We start from the raw sequence: 16,306 nt of genomic DNA on the forward strand, positions 1-16,306 counted from the left end.
CTATTTATGTTTTGTGCCTCCGAGACCTCTTGAAAACAGAATACTCTACGTAACGTTACTTTAACCGGGGCCTCCATGACAGGCTGCCCCAGAGCTTCGACGGCAAGATCGGCGCACCACTTTCGAGTGGTGTTCCATTAGACACAGGTAAACCGTAGTTAAGTGTTTATATCGCCGGTGGCGAACACCCCGAAAACAGCTTGGTAATCCTGCGGATTGTTTTAGATCCTTTAGTCCTAACGGCTATTATGCGGCCATTTAAAACAACAAAAAATCAATAAAGTACTGAGCAAAAAATAAATAATGCAAGTTTCGTTGTAGTGGCTAACCTCTCCAGTGCTGACATTTCTAATCATGGAGGAACGTGCCAGATGACAACTAAACACGCCGTATCGAAACTGAGCTTGGTGACGTCGACTTCGACCGGAACCACGGTTGACGCGCCCTCGGTCACCGGAACCGACATCATAGTCGTCTACAACACCATGCCCGGCAATCAGCCAAGCACCTGCTCCAACACGGTCTTTCTCTATCAGGCCGACGCTGCTATCCCATACAATCAAAAACCCCAAGCCTCCCAAGCTGTGCCGACCAACTCGCAAAGTGGCAGCATGGACTTCAGTGGCCTGCAGGTTCAGAACAAACCCTACATCATCGGTTATGCAACCGGCCCGGATGTGACGCAAATCTGCTCCTGGGTATTGGTCCCAGCGGGCATGGGGCCAAACACCACGTTTCAGACCTCGATATCGGTACCGCCGGGCGGGATCCAGCCCGACGTCGTATTGGTAAGCTACGACACTCCGGTCGGAAACCAGCCGCAATCGGCGGGCCAGTGGCTCGGTATCTGGCAGGGTTCGGCGCCCTCCTACACGGTTACCCCGCTCTCTAAGGTGGCCATCGGCAACAACAACGCCACCTCGCAAATCGGGCTTCCGGTGACGCTGCTGCGTGGCACCTCGTATTGCATCGGCTATTTCATGGGCCCCAAGCAGACCACGTTGGCTGCCTCGTTTAACTTCTCGACCTGATCTCAAGCGCCAAGACGGGCCGGTATGACTTCGGCCCGTCTGAAATTTTGCGGTACCACGTTTCGCACAAGGAATGAGCGATGCTTGAGTTTAATCCTACGTCGTCACCGCATCTTTTTGCTGCTCCAGTCGATAACGTCTGGGTAGCGTATTGCTGGCCGCCAACCGGTCAGGCTCCCCCAACACAGCCGATACCGCTCGACCAGGCAATGACCGGTCCCGGGGCCTTTCTGTTCGCCACGGCACCTGGCCTCGATATCAATGCAGCCGCAGCCGACCTCGTTGTCGCCGTCACCGGCGCGCTGGCCAACTATTCCGGCGGCCCGATGGCGATCGGCTGGCTGCTCGATCCCACCCAAATCAACGCAGCCAATGTGAACCTGCTCGGGATCAACAACAGCGCCAACCTGTACGTCAACGCTCAATTGTCAGCGCAACTCGTCAACAACCGACTGTATTTGTATATCACCAGCGGCTGCGCCGTATCGCTGGACGCCGCCAGCGGCGTTATGACGTTCACGCCGACGTCGAATAATCTTCGTTTCTTCGGTGATGGTGCTCCGCAAAGCGCGATCATTGCGTCGGCTACGCTGGCATTTTCCGGCCCTTCGGCGGGCACTCTCCAGTTCACCACCGCGATCAAGCGCGACGAACTCTACACCCGCCTGCGCTGGGGATTTCAATTGCTCTATGACACCGGGGTTTCAGCAAAACCGGTGCATTCGCAGTGGTATCCGCTTGCCGACGGCTCCGCCCCCGATGGGGCCGACATGCTCGGCTTTGCGGTCTCGATTGATACCTGTGACCCGACGAATGCGCGCGTCGATGCGAAGACCGGCGCCAGGATTGCAGATCGGACCTACTTCGCCTTTACCGATCCGGCAGCCGTGCTGGTCTCCGGATTTCGCACCACCTTCAATGACATCATCCACCTGCAGCCCATTACCCAACCGCAGGGCGATGAGCAGGCCGCCAAGCTGGTTATCGCCACCGGCAATCCCAATACGCCGAACCCGCCGGACTACAGTTTCGGCCCCCAAGGCGACTTCATCATGATGCTCGCGGCGCCGAAAGACGGCGCGTCGTCGCACATGCTGTGCGGGCTGACACCCACCGAGACGCTGAGCTTTACCGCCGGTACCACGGCGAACCCGGCAGCGGGCAATCGGCTGCGCTTCACGGCGTATTGCAAGGCATTCGCCACTTCGTATCCGCCGCCGACATCGTCATCGCTTGGGATTCCGGTCGACCCCAATGCTCCCAAGATGAACGACAGCTATCGCACTGCGTGGGCGACTGTGATCCCTGGACCGCAGGGCGATGCAAGTCAATACAGCGCCCAGCCCAAGGGCTCGCCGCTGTTTGGCTTCGACAAGGTAGTGGCGCCCTCGAACGAAGCACTGCTCGGTTTTGTCGACCCCGGCTACGCGCTGACCCGGCCCGATCCTTTTCCGATGATGCCGTACGGGCTGGTACCGCTTGAAAGCGGCGGCGTAAACTTTAGCGAGTATGAAATCGGCGGGATTGAACAGTTCGCGGCGGCGGCGACACGTCGCACCTTGATCGGCGCGCCCGGCGTCTCGCAACCGCGGCGTGCGTTGCGCATGCTGGATGCCGTAGCGGCAGACGGCAATGCCGACTGGGTCACCACGCCTGCGGGCCTGCTTGCCGAACTCGACCAGGCCGCCGGCCATTGGAACTCGGTGCTGCTGGGGGTCAATAACGACGCCGAACCGATGTGGATGGCGTTCAACAATCCGCCGCCCAAACTGCAGCAGGCGCTGCAAACCGCCGACCTGTTCCTGGTCGCGGCCAATGCAACCCACCTCGGCACGCTCACTCCGACGTCAGCCGGAGCCAAGCCCCCTGCCCCGGACGGCACGCCGGCTTTCTACAACACCATGTCGATTCAGGGCTGGCAAATCAGCGCCAATGTCGGGCAGTCCAACGTCTACAACGACTACAACAACATCCTGATCATCAAGGGTTGCAAGGGCAAGCTGGTTGATCTGGTCGCCAAGCCCGATGTCTGGACCCAGCGCGAGGACTTCTCGGTACCGGGCATCGACCCGACCGAGACCGTCATCCTGGCCCAGTGGATCGCGACCTATATCCAGGAGGCACAGGATCAGACCAGTCCGTATTTCGATCACTTCAAATCGATCATCAACGACGATAACTGGACCGGCATCCTGGTCCTCAAGGCATCGTTGACGGACCTGCCGAGCAATCTTTCCGGCCTATTGTCGGTGATCGACAAATCGCAGTGCTTCGCCCATCACTTTGGTATCACCATCACGCCGGTGGGTATCGACCGAACCCAGGCCAATCCGAAGGTTGCGATCACCCATTCCAGCTCGATCTTCCAGTTGGTTTACTACGTGGATCCGGAATTCGACCAGAACCACCCGCAGCCTCTGCCACCGTCCAGCTCGCCATACGATTTCAAGCTGCTGACGCTGGAGGCGCTGTTCAAGAATACGGCAGTCAAATCGTTCGACAGCTACGCGCAGCTCACACTCGGCGCCTTCTTCGGCGACAGCGTCAGCCATATGGGCGATGACACCAACATCTACAACACCATCATGCTCAAGGGCGCCTATCAGCAAAATGGCGGGGTCGGCACCTTCATGCTCGACAGCATCGACGACAATCTGTTTTTCCTCGACAGTGCCACCCTCAACAAGGTCGAAATCACCAAGGCGCAATTCAATACCGTTGGCCCCACCAGCCTGAGCTTCGACCTCTGGGGGTTTTTCGATTACACGCTGCTGGAGGCAGTCGATTCCACGACGCTTGTGCCGTTTACCTTCGACCTGTTCAGCTTCGGCTCGACCGCTGACGATCTAACTGCGGCGCGTCAAGGCCTGAGTTTCAGCGGGTTATCGATCGACCTCGATAGCGGCACGGCACCTTGGGTGTTCAACTTCGACGTTTCGACGATCACCTTCGACCCCTCGCGCTCTACCCCGCGCAAAGGCAGCCTCTACACCGATTTCGCGCTTTCGCTCAAAGGACTGCTGAGCGGAGACGACTCCAGCGATGCGAGTTCGCAGACCGATCCCGGATCGCTGAACTACCTCAACATGCCAACCAACGCGCCGCTCTCCGGCGTCGCCGGCGGTCCCTGGTACGCACTGCAGTTCGGCGTTGATCTGGGCAGCGTCGGCGCACTGGCAAGCAATGTCGGGCTTAATGCGGGCATGCTTGCGGCGTGGGCGCCGGGTGGTGCGGCGCCCTCCGGCGAGTTGGCCGCACTCAATGTCATGGCCGGGTTGCGGCTGCCGGGCGTCACCGCCAAGAGCAAGCTCCTGAGCCTCGAAGGTGTGCTGCAACTGTCGATCGGCGACATCCGGCTCACCTACGCGCCGCCCGACGATAGCAGCACGAAGCGCTACTGGGTGCTGTGGTTGAGTGACATCGCGCTGAAGTTTTTGGGCCTGCTGAAAATCCCGCCGAACGGCGCCATCAGCTTCGCCTGCTTCGGCAATCCCGACGCCAACGGCCAGCCCGGTGCGCTGGGCTGGTACGCGGTGTACAACCAGGACAAGGACAAGGAGAAACAGAACGACGCGCAAAGGCAATCAATGCTGCCGACAGGGAGAACGTCATGAGCTTTCCGGGCTTTTTACTTTCAGCTTGGTACGATGTCCTGTCCGGCGCGCGGATGACGCGCGGCCAGGCCGGCATCAAGGCGTTTCGAACCTATCTCAACGGTGGCAGCAACGAAACCATTCGCTTCTATATTGCCGGCACCACCGGCATGGGGCACCAGGCCTCCAGCGCGAACCTCATTCGCCGGCTGTGCCAGCCGGTCACCGACGACCCTGCCGGCTACAACTACGGCGGAACAATCCAAGTCTATATCGATGACAGTGCGGGTTTCGCGTCGTATGACGTTACGCTCCAAAAGATGCTGCTGCTGTTGCCCGAAAAGGTGGAGAAAGGCGCCAGCCAATACGCCTTTTATCAGGCGACGATCGAGTTTTTTCACTACAACCAGGCACAACCGCCGGCAGCCCAGGTCAATCTCGGATTTACCGGTGGCGCCGACCCGGACGATCATTACGCAGCGGCACTCAATGTCACCTATTTCCTCAGGCTCCAGCCGTACCGTTGGGCAGCCGACAATCAACTGCAGTTTATCGATAACAAGTACCCCTACGTCATTCTTGATAACCAGTATGTGCTCGGTTATCACATGTTCGTCGAGCGTGCCTATGTTCAGCCGATCACGGCACCGGACTGGAGCAAGTATGCAGACAGCCAGCAGGCCCTGATCATTCAATGGCTGACCGATGCGCCGCAGTTGAAGCAGTTCGACTTCCAACCGATCTACAGCATCCGTTATCCCGCCAAATGCGAACTCAATAGCGCCGACCAGCGCCTGACCTTCGTGCTGGCGGCAACGTTGGCGGCGCAACAGCAATCGGGTAAGCCCGCCATTGTGGTCAACCTCGATGTCTACGATGCACCGCTCGACAATTCGCAATTCGGACTGACGCAAATAGCGGGGATGCTTGCTAACACATCAGGCTTGGCGTCCGATGAGGTCTTCGCCACGGCGACTGCGGCACGCCAACAGGCCTTCAAGCCGCTGGACGCAGGCAAGCGTTTTGACTTCCTGATTTACGATCCCCTTGATCACAATTACCTGGCTACCTTGCAGGCCAAGGTTGCCAACTGGCTGCTGACGCAAGACAGCAACAAGGTTTTGTTCGTCCAGCTGGCGCGAAAGGATAAGACGATATCGCCGGATGTTTTCAACTATGCGTTCTGTGCAGCGACGCTGCCGACGGTCTTCGAGGGGCAGAACAGCGCCAACCTCAGTCTCAATATCGGCAGTCCGTATTTCCACGTCAATCGCCCATCCAGCCGAGGGACCGAGCAATATCCCGGGGACATATTGTCGGTGCACGGCGGCTCTGCGGTCGGGGCCGAGCTGCAAAACATCGCCGATCAGATTGCGACCGGATTTATTGAATGGCCACTGACGCAACCTGGTCCGATCACGATCGTGCGTGACTTCATCGCCAATCGCCACACGCCCAAATACACCGACTACTTTGCGGGTATGCGCACGTTCTATCGCAATCCGGTCGAAGACAAGTTCAACCTCAGCCTGTGCTTTACGAACTACATCATCAACGGCAAGCAAGCGGCGCGATTGCGCGGCGCCAGGGCCGAAGCCGATGACGGCGATACCCTGGATTCGATCTACACGGCATTTTCGACCGCGGTCCAGGACGGCAAGCCCGTTGTGTTTCTCGACCAGCTCGATGCGTCGAGCCAGATTGCGACGTTCATCGCGACGCTGGAGGAGAAATTCGGCACCTTTGTCACCGACAATACGGCGGTCACCAGAGACCCGAGCAGCGGCGACATCACCCAGGTAACAGTGACCGGCACCACCGCGATGTTCGGCTCCGGCGTGGTCGCTGCGCTCCAGGCCGACTTCACTGCGCCCGACGGCGTCGTCAGCCTGACATGCCGCTACACCGGCGAAGTCGCCTGGCGGCCGGACGGCGTGCCGTGGATCGGATTCGGCGGGCCCTTCATCGAATTCACCGTAGTCGATGCCGACCTTGTGGTAGCCGGCAAGGTCGGGGGGCGGCTGCTCGGCGCTGATATCGATTTCTACGCGGTGCTGCCGCCGAACAATGGCGCGCTGCTGTTCGCCGGGGATTTCGTCTCACCGCCGAGTATCACAAAACTGTTCCAGGTGGCCGGTGGCGTAAACCTGGTCGCCTCGCTACCGCCGCCGCTGAGCATCATTACCCAACTGGAACTGACGCATGTCGAGTTCGCAACCCAGACCAGCGGCAGCCCACTGTCTTTCAGTATCGAGTATTTCTTCTTCGAGCTCGCCTGGAAGCCTGCCGGCCCGAACGCCGGCTGGGAACTCCTGCCCAACTTGACGCTGGAAGATATCGTTATCGGAATCTCGCTGCCGGTACCCGGCAGCGAAAACGCCCTCAAGGCCAACATCGGCGGCAACTTCCGGATCGGTAATAAGACCGACCCCGACGCAGCGCAAGTCTCGGTCAGCGTGACTGCCCCCGAGCTGACCTACGAGGCACAGCTCACAACCGGCGAAATCAAGCTCACCGACCTGATCGGGATGTTTGTCCCAGGAATCACGATTGATCCGCCGTCGCAACCGGCGATCACTCAATTCTCGTTGAGCGGCGTGCAGAAGACCGGCGACTTCCTGCTGACCTGCCAGCTCGGGTTCGAATGGAAAGTCCCGAGCAACGACCTGGCGCTGCTCGAACTCAAGGATATCGGCCTGATGGCCAACCGTACTGGCGGTGAAACCACCGGCCAGTTGACGGGTTCGGTTACCTTGCTGCCGAACGATCCGAAAAACATGCTGACGCTGGCGCTGACCGCCGACTATCTGGGTAAAGACGCCGGTTGGAAGTTTTCCGCGCAACAAACTTCCGACGACCAACAGCTTTCGCTGCTCGCATTGATCGCTAAATATCTGATCAATTTTAACGCGCCGCAGGACTACGGCATCAACGGCATCAGCTTTACCACCACACCGTCAACTCACGCCTATTCAATCGCCGGCAAAACCGCAGAGCCGTGGTCGCTGCCGTTCATGTCGTCGCTGACGGTCTCGGCGAGCATGGAGCTTTCCTACGATCCGGCACAGGAGGGTTCACCCTATTCGGGCAACCTGGCCGCCACGGTCACCTGGAGTCAGTGGAGCCTGATGAAGATCGACCTCGCCTGTGTCTTCGGCGAGGGCAAGTCCACCTACACCATCGATTGGGGCGCCTTCCATGCCGAGATCGCGAAAAACGACGAGGAGCAATGGGTTGCCAAGGGTAAGCTGAGCGGCGTAACGCTGGGCGGCCTCATTGAGGACTTCATCTCGTTTGCCACCGGCAGCCGCTACGGCCTCGGCGCGCCCTGGAATCTGCTGGACTCGGTTCCCCTTGATGACTTTCAGCTCACCTTCAACTTCACCACCAAGGCGATCGGCTTCGACGTAGCCATCGGCTCTATCGACCTTGGCTTTTGTAGCATCAATGGCATCACGGTCAATTACGACGGGTCGAGCCAAAAACCCCTGGTGCAGGTTACGCTCGACGGCACGTTCCCTTGGACCACCGAAGCACCGAGCTGGAATGCGACCAATCCCGACGAAACACCGGCGCCTCCGGGCGGCGGCAACGAGCTCCTCGACCTTCGGCTGCTCGCACTCGGCCAGCATGTCGAAGTCACCAGCACAGAGCCGTTCACCACCGTCGAGGCCGTGATCAAGGCGCTGCGCAATCTTGACGCCGATGGCGCACCGGTCGCAGGACCTAACGGCAACGTTAGATTCAACCCCAACAATTCGTGGCTGGTGGGCGCCGATTTCGGCGTGATGAAGATCAAGGATGAGGAAAAGCCGGACAATGGGCGTGCGCTGATCCGGCTCGACGACGATCCCACGCCAGACTACGTGGTGAACCTGTCGATTATCTTCAACGACCCGAACCTCTATGGCGCGCGCATCGCGCTGGCCGGTCCGCCCGCCAAAGTGCTTGGCGGTCTTGTATTCGAGGTGCTGTACCGGCGAATCAGCGACACCATCGGCGTCTACCAGATCAACCTGACGCTGCCCGACAGGATGCGCAAGTTCGATGTCGGCGCCTATTCGCTGACGTTGCCGATGATCGCACTCGACATCTATACCAACGGCGACTTCAAGGTTGATTTCGGTTTCCCCTGGAACCAGGACTTCAGTCGTTCCTTCATGGTGCAGGGGATTATTCCGCCGGGTATTCCGGTACTGGGCGCCGCCGGGTTCTATTTCGGCAAGCTGAGCCACGACACCGCGACCCAGGTTCCGAGCATCGACAACGGACGCTTCGATCCGGTGATCATCTTCGGTTTCGGCGTCACCATCGGCATCGGAAAGGACGTCGATTACGGCATTTTGAAGGCCGGTTTCTCGCTCACGGTGTTCGGCATCATCCAGGGTGTCATCGCCAAATTCTGCCCGTATCCCGGTAACACCAACCTGCCCGCGACCCCTGCCCAACTGCAGAACGGCTATTACTTCGAACTCGACGGTACCTTCGGCATCATTGGCGGGCTGTATGGCAGCGTCGATTTCGTGATCATCAAGGCGTCGGTCAGCATCACAATCAAAGTGATGGCCCAGATCACCTACATCAGCTACCACGACATTCCTATTTCGCTGATTGCATCGGTCGACGTCACCGCCTCGCTCAGCATTGATCTGGGCATATTCTCGATCACGATCCACTTCTCCTTTTCGATGACCATCAAGGAGACCTTCACGATCCAGAACCCCAACAAGAACGCGCCGTGGCATGTAACCGCCGATTCCCGTCCAGCCCAGCTGACGGCCAGGCATCGGAGCCGGCTCAGCGCCGCAAATGAGCTGCGCCGCGTCATGTTGGCATCGAATGCCGACGTGAAATTCTACTGGGACAACCTCGCGCCAATGACCCAGGTCGCGCTCACCGGTTACTGGGGGCCTGCGCTGACCGTTTCCGGCGATGCGGCGGCGCAGGCGAGCGATCAGAAGGTCTGCTATGTCAACATGCTCGCCATCGCGTCGAGCGACCCGACAGTACCGCGCAAACCAACGGACACCGACACCTCGTTCGACCTGCTGGCGCAGCAGATACTGCGCTGGATCGTCGCCGCGGCACAGCCGCAGAAACAAGGCTTTTACAGCGTCGACGCCATCAACAGCGTCGTGGTGTCACCGGACGATCTCAGTGCGCTGCTGACGGCGCTGACCAATCCCACCGGTGCAATGCCGATCTCGGCCGACGATGCCGATAGCTTCATGACCAACCAGTTTGCCCTGAACATCAGCCTGCCGAGCAGCGGTACCTTCAACGCCGCGCCGTTCCCGGTGGCGCCGAAGCTGGTGCTCGACGTGCCGGGCTATGGCACCACGCCGCCACTGAGCTATGCCTTCGCCAATTTCAACAGCGCCAGCAGCACCTATATCGAGATGCTGCGCACCTATTTCGATGACCTTACCGTGCAGGTCGAGAAGGAGACGGCGAAGAAAAAGTCCCTCGCCGCCGTGGCGGACGCAGGTATGTCGGTAGCAAGCTTCGTGTTCTCGGATTATTTCCGTCTGATTGGCCAACAAATGATCGAAGCCGCGCGCGATGCGCTGCGGTCGTTCAAATATCCGCTTACCGATCCGCCCAATTACGGCGCAAGCGCCGGTGCTGCGGTGCACTGGATCAATTTGGCGGGCGCCCCTGAATTTGGCCTTGCTGATCTGTTCGACGCCAATCCCGCTCACGCGTTCGCGGCCCAACAGAGCGTGTTCGTCTACGGTGCCGCAGCACAGACGGGTGCGCACGCCACCTTTACCTCGATTGCGGCCGACTACAACAACCTGTTCACGCCGCTGGTGCTCGCCACCGCTAACGCAGCCACCTCCAACCTGCTCCTGGCCAACGCCGTCATTACCTGCAACGGCAAGCCGATCACCGTCGCAGCGGGTGACAGCCTTAACGATATCGCGGCGAAGGCCGGCACTACACTGAGCGAGCTGTTCACCCAGGCGCCTGCCCTTCTCACCCAGGCAGATCTGATCACAACCCGTGCGACATTTACGGTGCCCGGTGGTGCCAGCAGCCAGGCAAGCGAAAACGCCACCTTCAACGCAATCGCCTCGGCGTATCAAAACCTGTTCTCGGGCACCGCGCTGGCCATCGCCAACGCAGCATCGATCAATCTTCTGACACCCGGCCTTGGGATTGAATACCCGAACAAACCCACCTACATAGTGCTGCCGCGCGACAGCCTCAACAGTGTCGCGGCACAGTTCGGTGTTGCGCTCACGGATCTCCTGCAACACGCGACGGTCGCGCCGGATCACCTCAGTGTGCTGGGGCACGCCGGCCTGATCCCCACCTTCGCGACGCTGGCGTTGCCCAACTTCACCTATGCGGCCACGGATTCCGATACGCCCGGCAGTGTTGCCCAGCGCTTCGGTGTGACCGTCCGCGCACTCGGCATCGCCGCGAACGCAGGCGTCACGTTCGAGCAGGTCAAGGTGACGACGCTGGATCTGCCGCACCTTGCGCAGTTGAAGGTCGGGGCATTGATCGATGAGATCAAACGCACCAACGGGCTGTCACGTATCAGTGGCATGACCGGGCGCTACGCACTGCATGGGCTGCGCCTGCCGACTGCGGGCCTGACACAGACCGTTGCTTCGCTGTGTGGTACTGCCGCCGACTGCGGCCTTTATTCATTGACCGGCCAGCAGTTCGCCCTGCCCCCGTTGGCAACACAGGACTTCAGTTTCTCGCTGGTGGTGCCTGACAACCTGCCATGGGTCAAATTCGGTGGCCCCAAACTGACCATGACCTTGAAGCCGCCGAAGGATCCGAAAAACCCGACGGCCAACGACGACCAGAATTGGCTCAAAGTGGTGGCCCTGCAATCGTTCGTGGCCAGCAATCAGTATGTGGTCTCCCCGCCCGGCACGACAGTCGGCCCGGACCCCGTCTATCGCGATCAGCCTACGACATGGCCGACCACCGGGCTCACCCATTGGCAGAGTGCCGGCAGCGTCACGTTGCCTTACGGTGCGCCGCCGACCGGCGTACAGGCGCTGCGGCTGTGGGGATTACCGGCCACGCTGCTTAATCTCGACGACGCAAATCGCGCCGCGCCACCCTGCGCTCTAGCGATGCGTGGCGAATATGACGAAGGCAGTGGACAGACCGTCGAGACCGAACTGCACTATCACGGCTGGGCGACCAAAGTCGGTCTTACCATCAAGCAGATTCCGCCCAGCACGGGTTCTCCGTCCGGCGCCTTCACTTACCAACTGATCGGCAGCGGCGAGGCGGATATCGTCTTGCTGGAACGGCTGCTCGCGAAATTGTGCGGGCATAGCGACCCGATCCAGTCCCTGACCCTGCTGTATTCGCCGGACGCCAGCACCGGTACGCCCACTGGCCTGCAATCAGACAACAGCGCCACGGTCACACTCGGTATTTTGCAGGCCAATCTGAGCACGGTGACCAACCCGCCCAACGCAATCGCCGCACAGCGCATGCAGGACACCCCACCCGGGGGCTGTCTCAACACCGCCTACGACTTCGTCAAGCTCCTGTGGGAGTGCAGCATTACCCGTTCGGGTGGCTACTATCTGTATTACTTCGAGAGTGCCGCCGGCAATGGTTTCCCGAGCCGTATCTTCAACGACAAGGGCGAAGCAAGCCTCACGCTGCTGGTGATGCAAGCCAAGCCAAACGATGCGAGCCAGCAAGATCTCGTCGGCGGCTTCATCAATTGCATGGCGACCGGCGACTCCTTCGATGCGACGAAATCGGCGGTGTATGCCAAATCGGCGGCAACCCAGACCACGTACCAGCCGTTGGCAACGGACAGTCTCGCCGCTTTCGCCTACCGCTACTACATGGATCCGGTCGCACTCGCCGAGGCTAATCCCAACGCAAGGTTGGCGGCGACACCGCTGACGCTCGCCCGTGGCGTCTATCAGGTCAACGCAGGTCAGCCTGGCGGTGACCCCAACACCATCGCCAGCTATTTTGCGACGACACTGGCGATGCTGCAGGCCGCCAACCCGCAGATCACCACCTGGAACACGCCACTTGCGCTCGATACGGTGTTGCGGCTGCCGATCCTGCAGCTCACTGTGGGCACCAGCGCAGGCGGCACCACGCTGTCCTCGATCGCCGCGTATTACGGCAGCAATGTCTCCGAGATCGCTGCTGACAATGCCGAGAGGGTTGGCCTGCTTGCCGTCCAGGACCTGACCGTCCCCGGCGGTCCGATGTCGCATTCCTCAACGGTGCCGGCCGGATGCATCGCGCTTGCGGCCAGCCGCGACGTGCCCAAACCGGTCCCACCGCCGACCGATGCGACCTTTGCCCGGCTTTATATGCAGAACCAGATCGTACTGCTGGGCTATCGCCTGTTCGACAATGCCTGGTTCAAGCAGACCAATCCCGGGTTGCCGATCAGCCACAGCGACGACCCACCCGCCCATCTCGCGGCCGACCGCACCCGGACGCCGATGGCCGCTGCACTGAATAGCGACGCGCTGCCGTGGAATTTTCAGCGCGCAATTCCTGCGGCACAAAACGCCAAGCCGAATTCGCAAAACACGCTTGCGAGCCTGCCCGATCCGTCAAAGAGTCCCTACATGGGCGTCGGTGGCCTCGCGCAGCTCGATCTCGGCTGGGTCGATGCGTTCGGCAATACGGCAAAAAGCGACATCGGAAACAACCCGGACGGTAGCCCGACGCGCAACCGTTCGCCGTTGCCGCTCAACTATGTCGATGCTCTGGTCGGGCTTGGGCGATGGCCCAGTGTCAGCGTGGACTACAGCGTGCAGGACAACAGCGGACTGACCATTAGCCTCGGGCTGCACTTCGATCCAAGTGGCTATTCGCCAGACCCGAACGACCCGTCGCCACAGACCAATCCGCCGGGGTGGCAGGTTAATGCCACGCAGGCGTTGCATGTCTATAACCTGATGTACCAGCAGCTCAGCCAGACCCTGGGCCCGAAAAACAATCCGGTCCCGGCGGTCACGCTGGCGCTGGCCACCAGCTTGTTACCCGCGACCGACCTCACACTCAGCGCAGCGACGCGCGAAGGTTTGATGACGTGGCTGTTTGGCCAGGGCGGCCTCTATCCGTTCCTGGTCGCACGCAGCGGTGGTGATACAACGTTCCCGGCGCCCGCCGACCATCCGATCGGCATGGCGTTCACGCTCGCGGACATGAACCCCGAGCAACTGTTCGAGCTTACGACGACCTTTACGCTGTCACGGCCTAAGACGCTGGTCGACCCAGCATTCGCCGACACCCCGGGGTTCGTGAGCGCGACCACGGCACTCATGCCACATCAGGTCAAGGCCGCCGACGGTACCTACAGCCTTACCTGGTTTGCCGGCCAGCTCGAAGCGTGCCTGACGCAGCCGGGCGCCTGGGCCTGCAAGCTTGCCAGCGGCGCCGATCGCGCCCAGGCCATGCAGGCGGGTGCGACAAAGCCGCTCTGGTTGGTGAGGCTCGGCCTCGCACCAGACCAAGGGATCAGCTACCGGGTCGCCAACACGATCGATCCGCTGATTTTTGCTCCCAAGCCCCTTTACAACACGCTGCAATCGCGGCCATTAGTGGCTTACTACAATTACGTCAGCGGCAAGGGCATCGACTTCACCACGCCGAGCGGCAACCGGCCGGTCACCGCCGTCGATGTCGACGGCTGGATGCGCGACTATCTCGCGGCAGTCGATACGATCTTTTCGCCGGAATACCTTGCGCCAGTGGCGCTAGTCGACCGCAGCAACACGCTGCAGAAACAACTGCGCGACATCAAGGAACAACTGGCGACATCGTTGTCCCACCTGGTGATTGCCTTCTTCACCGACGAGGCCCCGACCAAGCGCCAGACTGATGCCGCCCAGGAAGCGTTCAAGCAGCAGGCGCTGATCGCATTGTCGAATGTCTACTCGACCAATGCCGTCGTGCAATTCGCCGCCACCGTCACCGCCAGGATCAACACTGCGCTGGAGCAGGAAACGCCGCAGCTTTACGGCACACTGCTGACCGGCCCGAACTCCGACCCCGGTGTCAGCCTGACCGCCGCCAAGGTCGCGCTCAGCACCACTGAGGACACATCCACCACGCCGCTGACCTTTCTGGTCACCGCCACCAAGGATCCAAAAGACTCACAAGGCGCCGTCAAGAGCGTGGTCACGCTCGACCTGACCTACCACGGCAGCCAAATCGAGCACCAGATCGGGCAATTACCCAATATCGAGCACTACAAAGCCTCTTCGTGGCTATCGTTCGTCACGCAACCCGATCACGATGCGGTCAACTTGCCGCTGGATGTGCATCTTGGCCCGTTCAAGGTGCCCTTGCCGCTGCGGATTTTCCCTGCGCCGCCCTCAATGGTTTCCCAAGACGCCATTATTACGCCGCTGCGCAAGCCGATCGACTGGGAGAACATCGTCGAGGCCATGCAGTGGGGCTACAGCTTCACCTACTCGGAAAGCTTCCACTATCCGCAGGACCAGACCCACTTCACCACGACGTTCAATATTCCCGATCCGGCGCTGGCGAATTTTGCGGTGACCGCCGATCCGGTACCTGATCTGTTTGAGTTCATTACCGTGTATCCGCAGGTGCAGGCCGACCTGACGGGGACGCTCGCGGGCATTACCCAGCAATCCAGTGCGGATGATGTCGCCAAGGCCGCAATAGCGCTGGGTGCCTTCGTACAACTGGTGCAGAACGTATCGAGCACACTTGCGCTGTTCCTCCCGCCACCGAAGGACGCCTTTGCCACGCGTGCCCTTGCCGTCGTTGCGCAGCGCGGGCAACTGCCCTACACCTACGTCATTTCGGAATCGCGCACCGATAAGATCAATCCCAACGACAACGGCAACAACGTCATCGCGTTGCTGACCCAGCTCAGGCCCCTGCCGCCCGAAGGGATCGATACACCGTCGATCAACATCAGCGGCTACGTGACCGAACAACAGGCGCCGCCGCCGGATTTCGATCTTGGCTACTGCTACACCACGGCACAGGGGTATCTGACCGACGCGATTGGCCAGGCGATCGCGAAGCGAACCGTGCTGTTGCCGGGCCTCAACATCCTGTCGGCGCAAAGCGCGCTCACCTGCGGCTATATCGAACGCAACCAGGATCTGATCCACGGACGCACCACGGTAGATCCCTTCGTTTATCAGACCGCGTCGGTGGCATTCCCTGCCGCGCTACGGCCGACCATCGACATTCCCGATGCGATCGATGTCGCATCATTCGGCGGCAACACCCCGGTGGCCCGGACATTTGCGGACCAACTGACCAACCTGTTCACGGTACTGTTCGCCAAAGCCCCTGCCGGCCCGCAGACCATTCAAGTCTCAACCGCTTATGCGATCTCGCTCAACAGTTCGCTGCCTATCGTCGGTACGCTGCCGGTGCCGATCTCTTTCCTGCCGCCGACCGCGATGCAGCCGGAACAGGCCGCCTTGCACGCGACGTCGTCCGCACAGGGCGTGCTGACACAGCAACAACTGATCGCGGTGCTTCGGGACGGCATCTATGCCTGGTGGAACGCCTACAATCCAAAGCCCAACGGTACGTTGATCTTCAACTTGACCATCATGACCAGTACCCAAGGCGCGGGTCTGCCGCCAATGCCATTACTGGTATTGGAACAACTGACGCTGGACTACAGCCACTGGAGCGATCATCCGTGACCGACGACCGAAAACG

Annotated in this window: 3 protein-coding genes; all 3 read left to right on the forward strand. The window is 60.2% G+C overall.

Going from position 1 to position 16,306, the window contains the following annotated elements; all coding sequences use genetic code 11:
- Positions 1-371 precede the first annotated feature (371 nt).
- The 3 genes from GNF76_RS08245 (at position 372) to GNF76_RS08255 (ending at position 16,290) form a co-directional block, all read left to right on the forward strand.
- Positions 372-1,031, forward strand: coding sequence for a hypothetical protein (locus tag GNF76_RS08245; protein ID WP_155582677.1), 660 nt, complete (start codon positions 372-374; stop codon positions 1,029-1,031).
- Positions 1,032-1,111: 80 nt separating this feature from the next.
- The gene (locus GNF76_RS08250) at positions 1,112-4,645 is read left to right on the forward strand and encodes a hypothetical protein (RefSeq protein ID WP_155582678.1); all 3,534 of its coding nucleotides are present in this window, start codon (positions 1,112-1,114) and stop codon (positions 4,643-4,645) included.
- Positions 4,642-16,290 carry a LysM peptidoglycan-binding domain-containing protein gene (locus tag GNF76_RS08255; protein ID WP_155582679.1) on the forward strand — a complete coding sequence of 3,883 codons (11,649 nt, stop codon included), beginning with the start codon at positions 4,642-4,644 and terminating at the stop codon, positions 16,288-16,290. The genes GNF76_RS08250 and GNF76_RS08255 overlap by 4 nt, the downstream gene beginning before the upstream one ends.
- Positions 16,291-16,306 lie beyond the last annotated feature (16 nt).

This window comes from Pseudomonas spelaei, assembly GCF_009724245.1.
Lineage (GTDB): Bacteria > Pseudomonadota > Gammaproteobacteria > Pseudomonadales > Pseudomonadaceae > Aquipseudomonas > Aquipseudomonas spelaei.

What these genes read in the sequence shown, in the direction of transcription:
- GNF76_RS08245 (WP_155582677.1), top strand. Translation starts at nt 372, where the DNA reads ATGACAACTAAACACGCCGTATCGAAACTGAGCTTGGTGACGTCGACT.
- GNF76_RS08250 (WP_155582678.1), top strand. Translation starts at nt 1,112, where the DNA reads ATGCTTGAGTTTAATCCTACGTCGTCACCGCATCTTTTTGCTGCTCCA.
- GNF76_RS08255 (WP_155582679.1), top strand. Translation starts at nt 4,642, where the DNA reads ATGAGCTTTCCGGGCTTTTTACTTTCAGCTTGGTACGATGTCCTGTCC.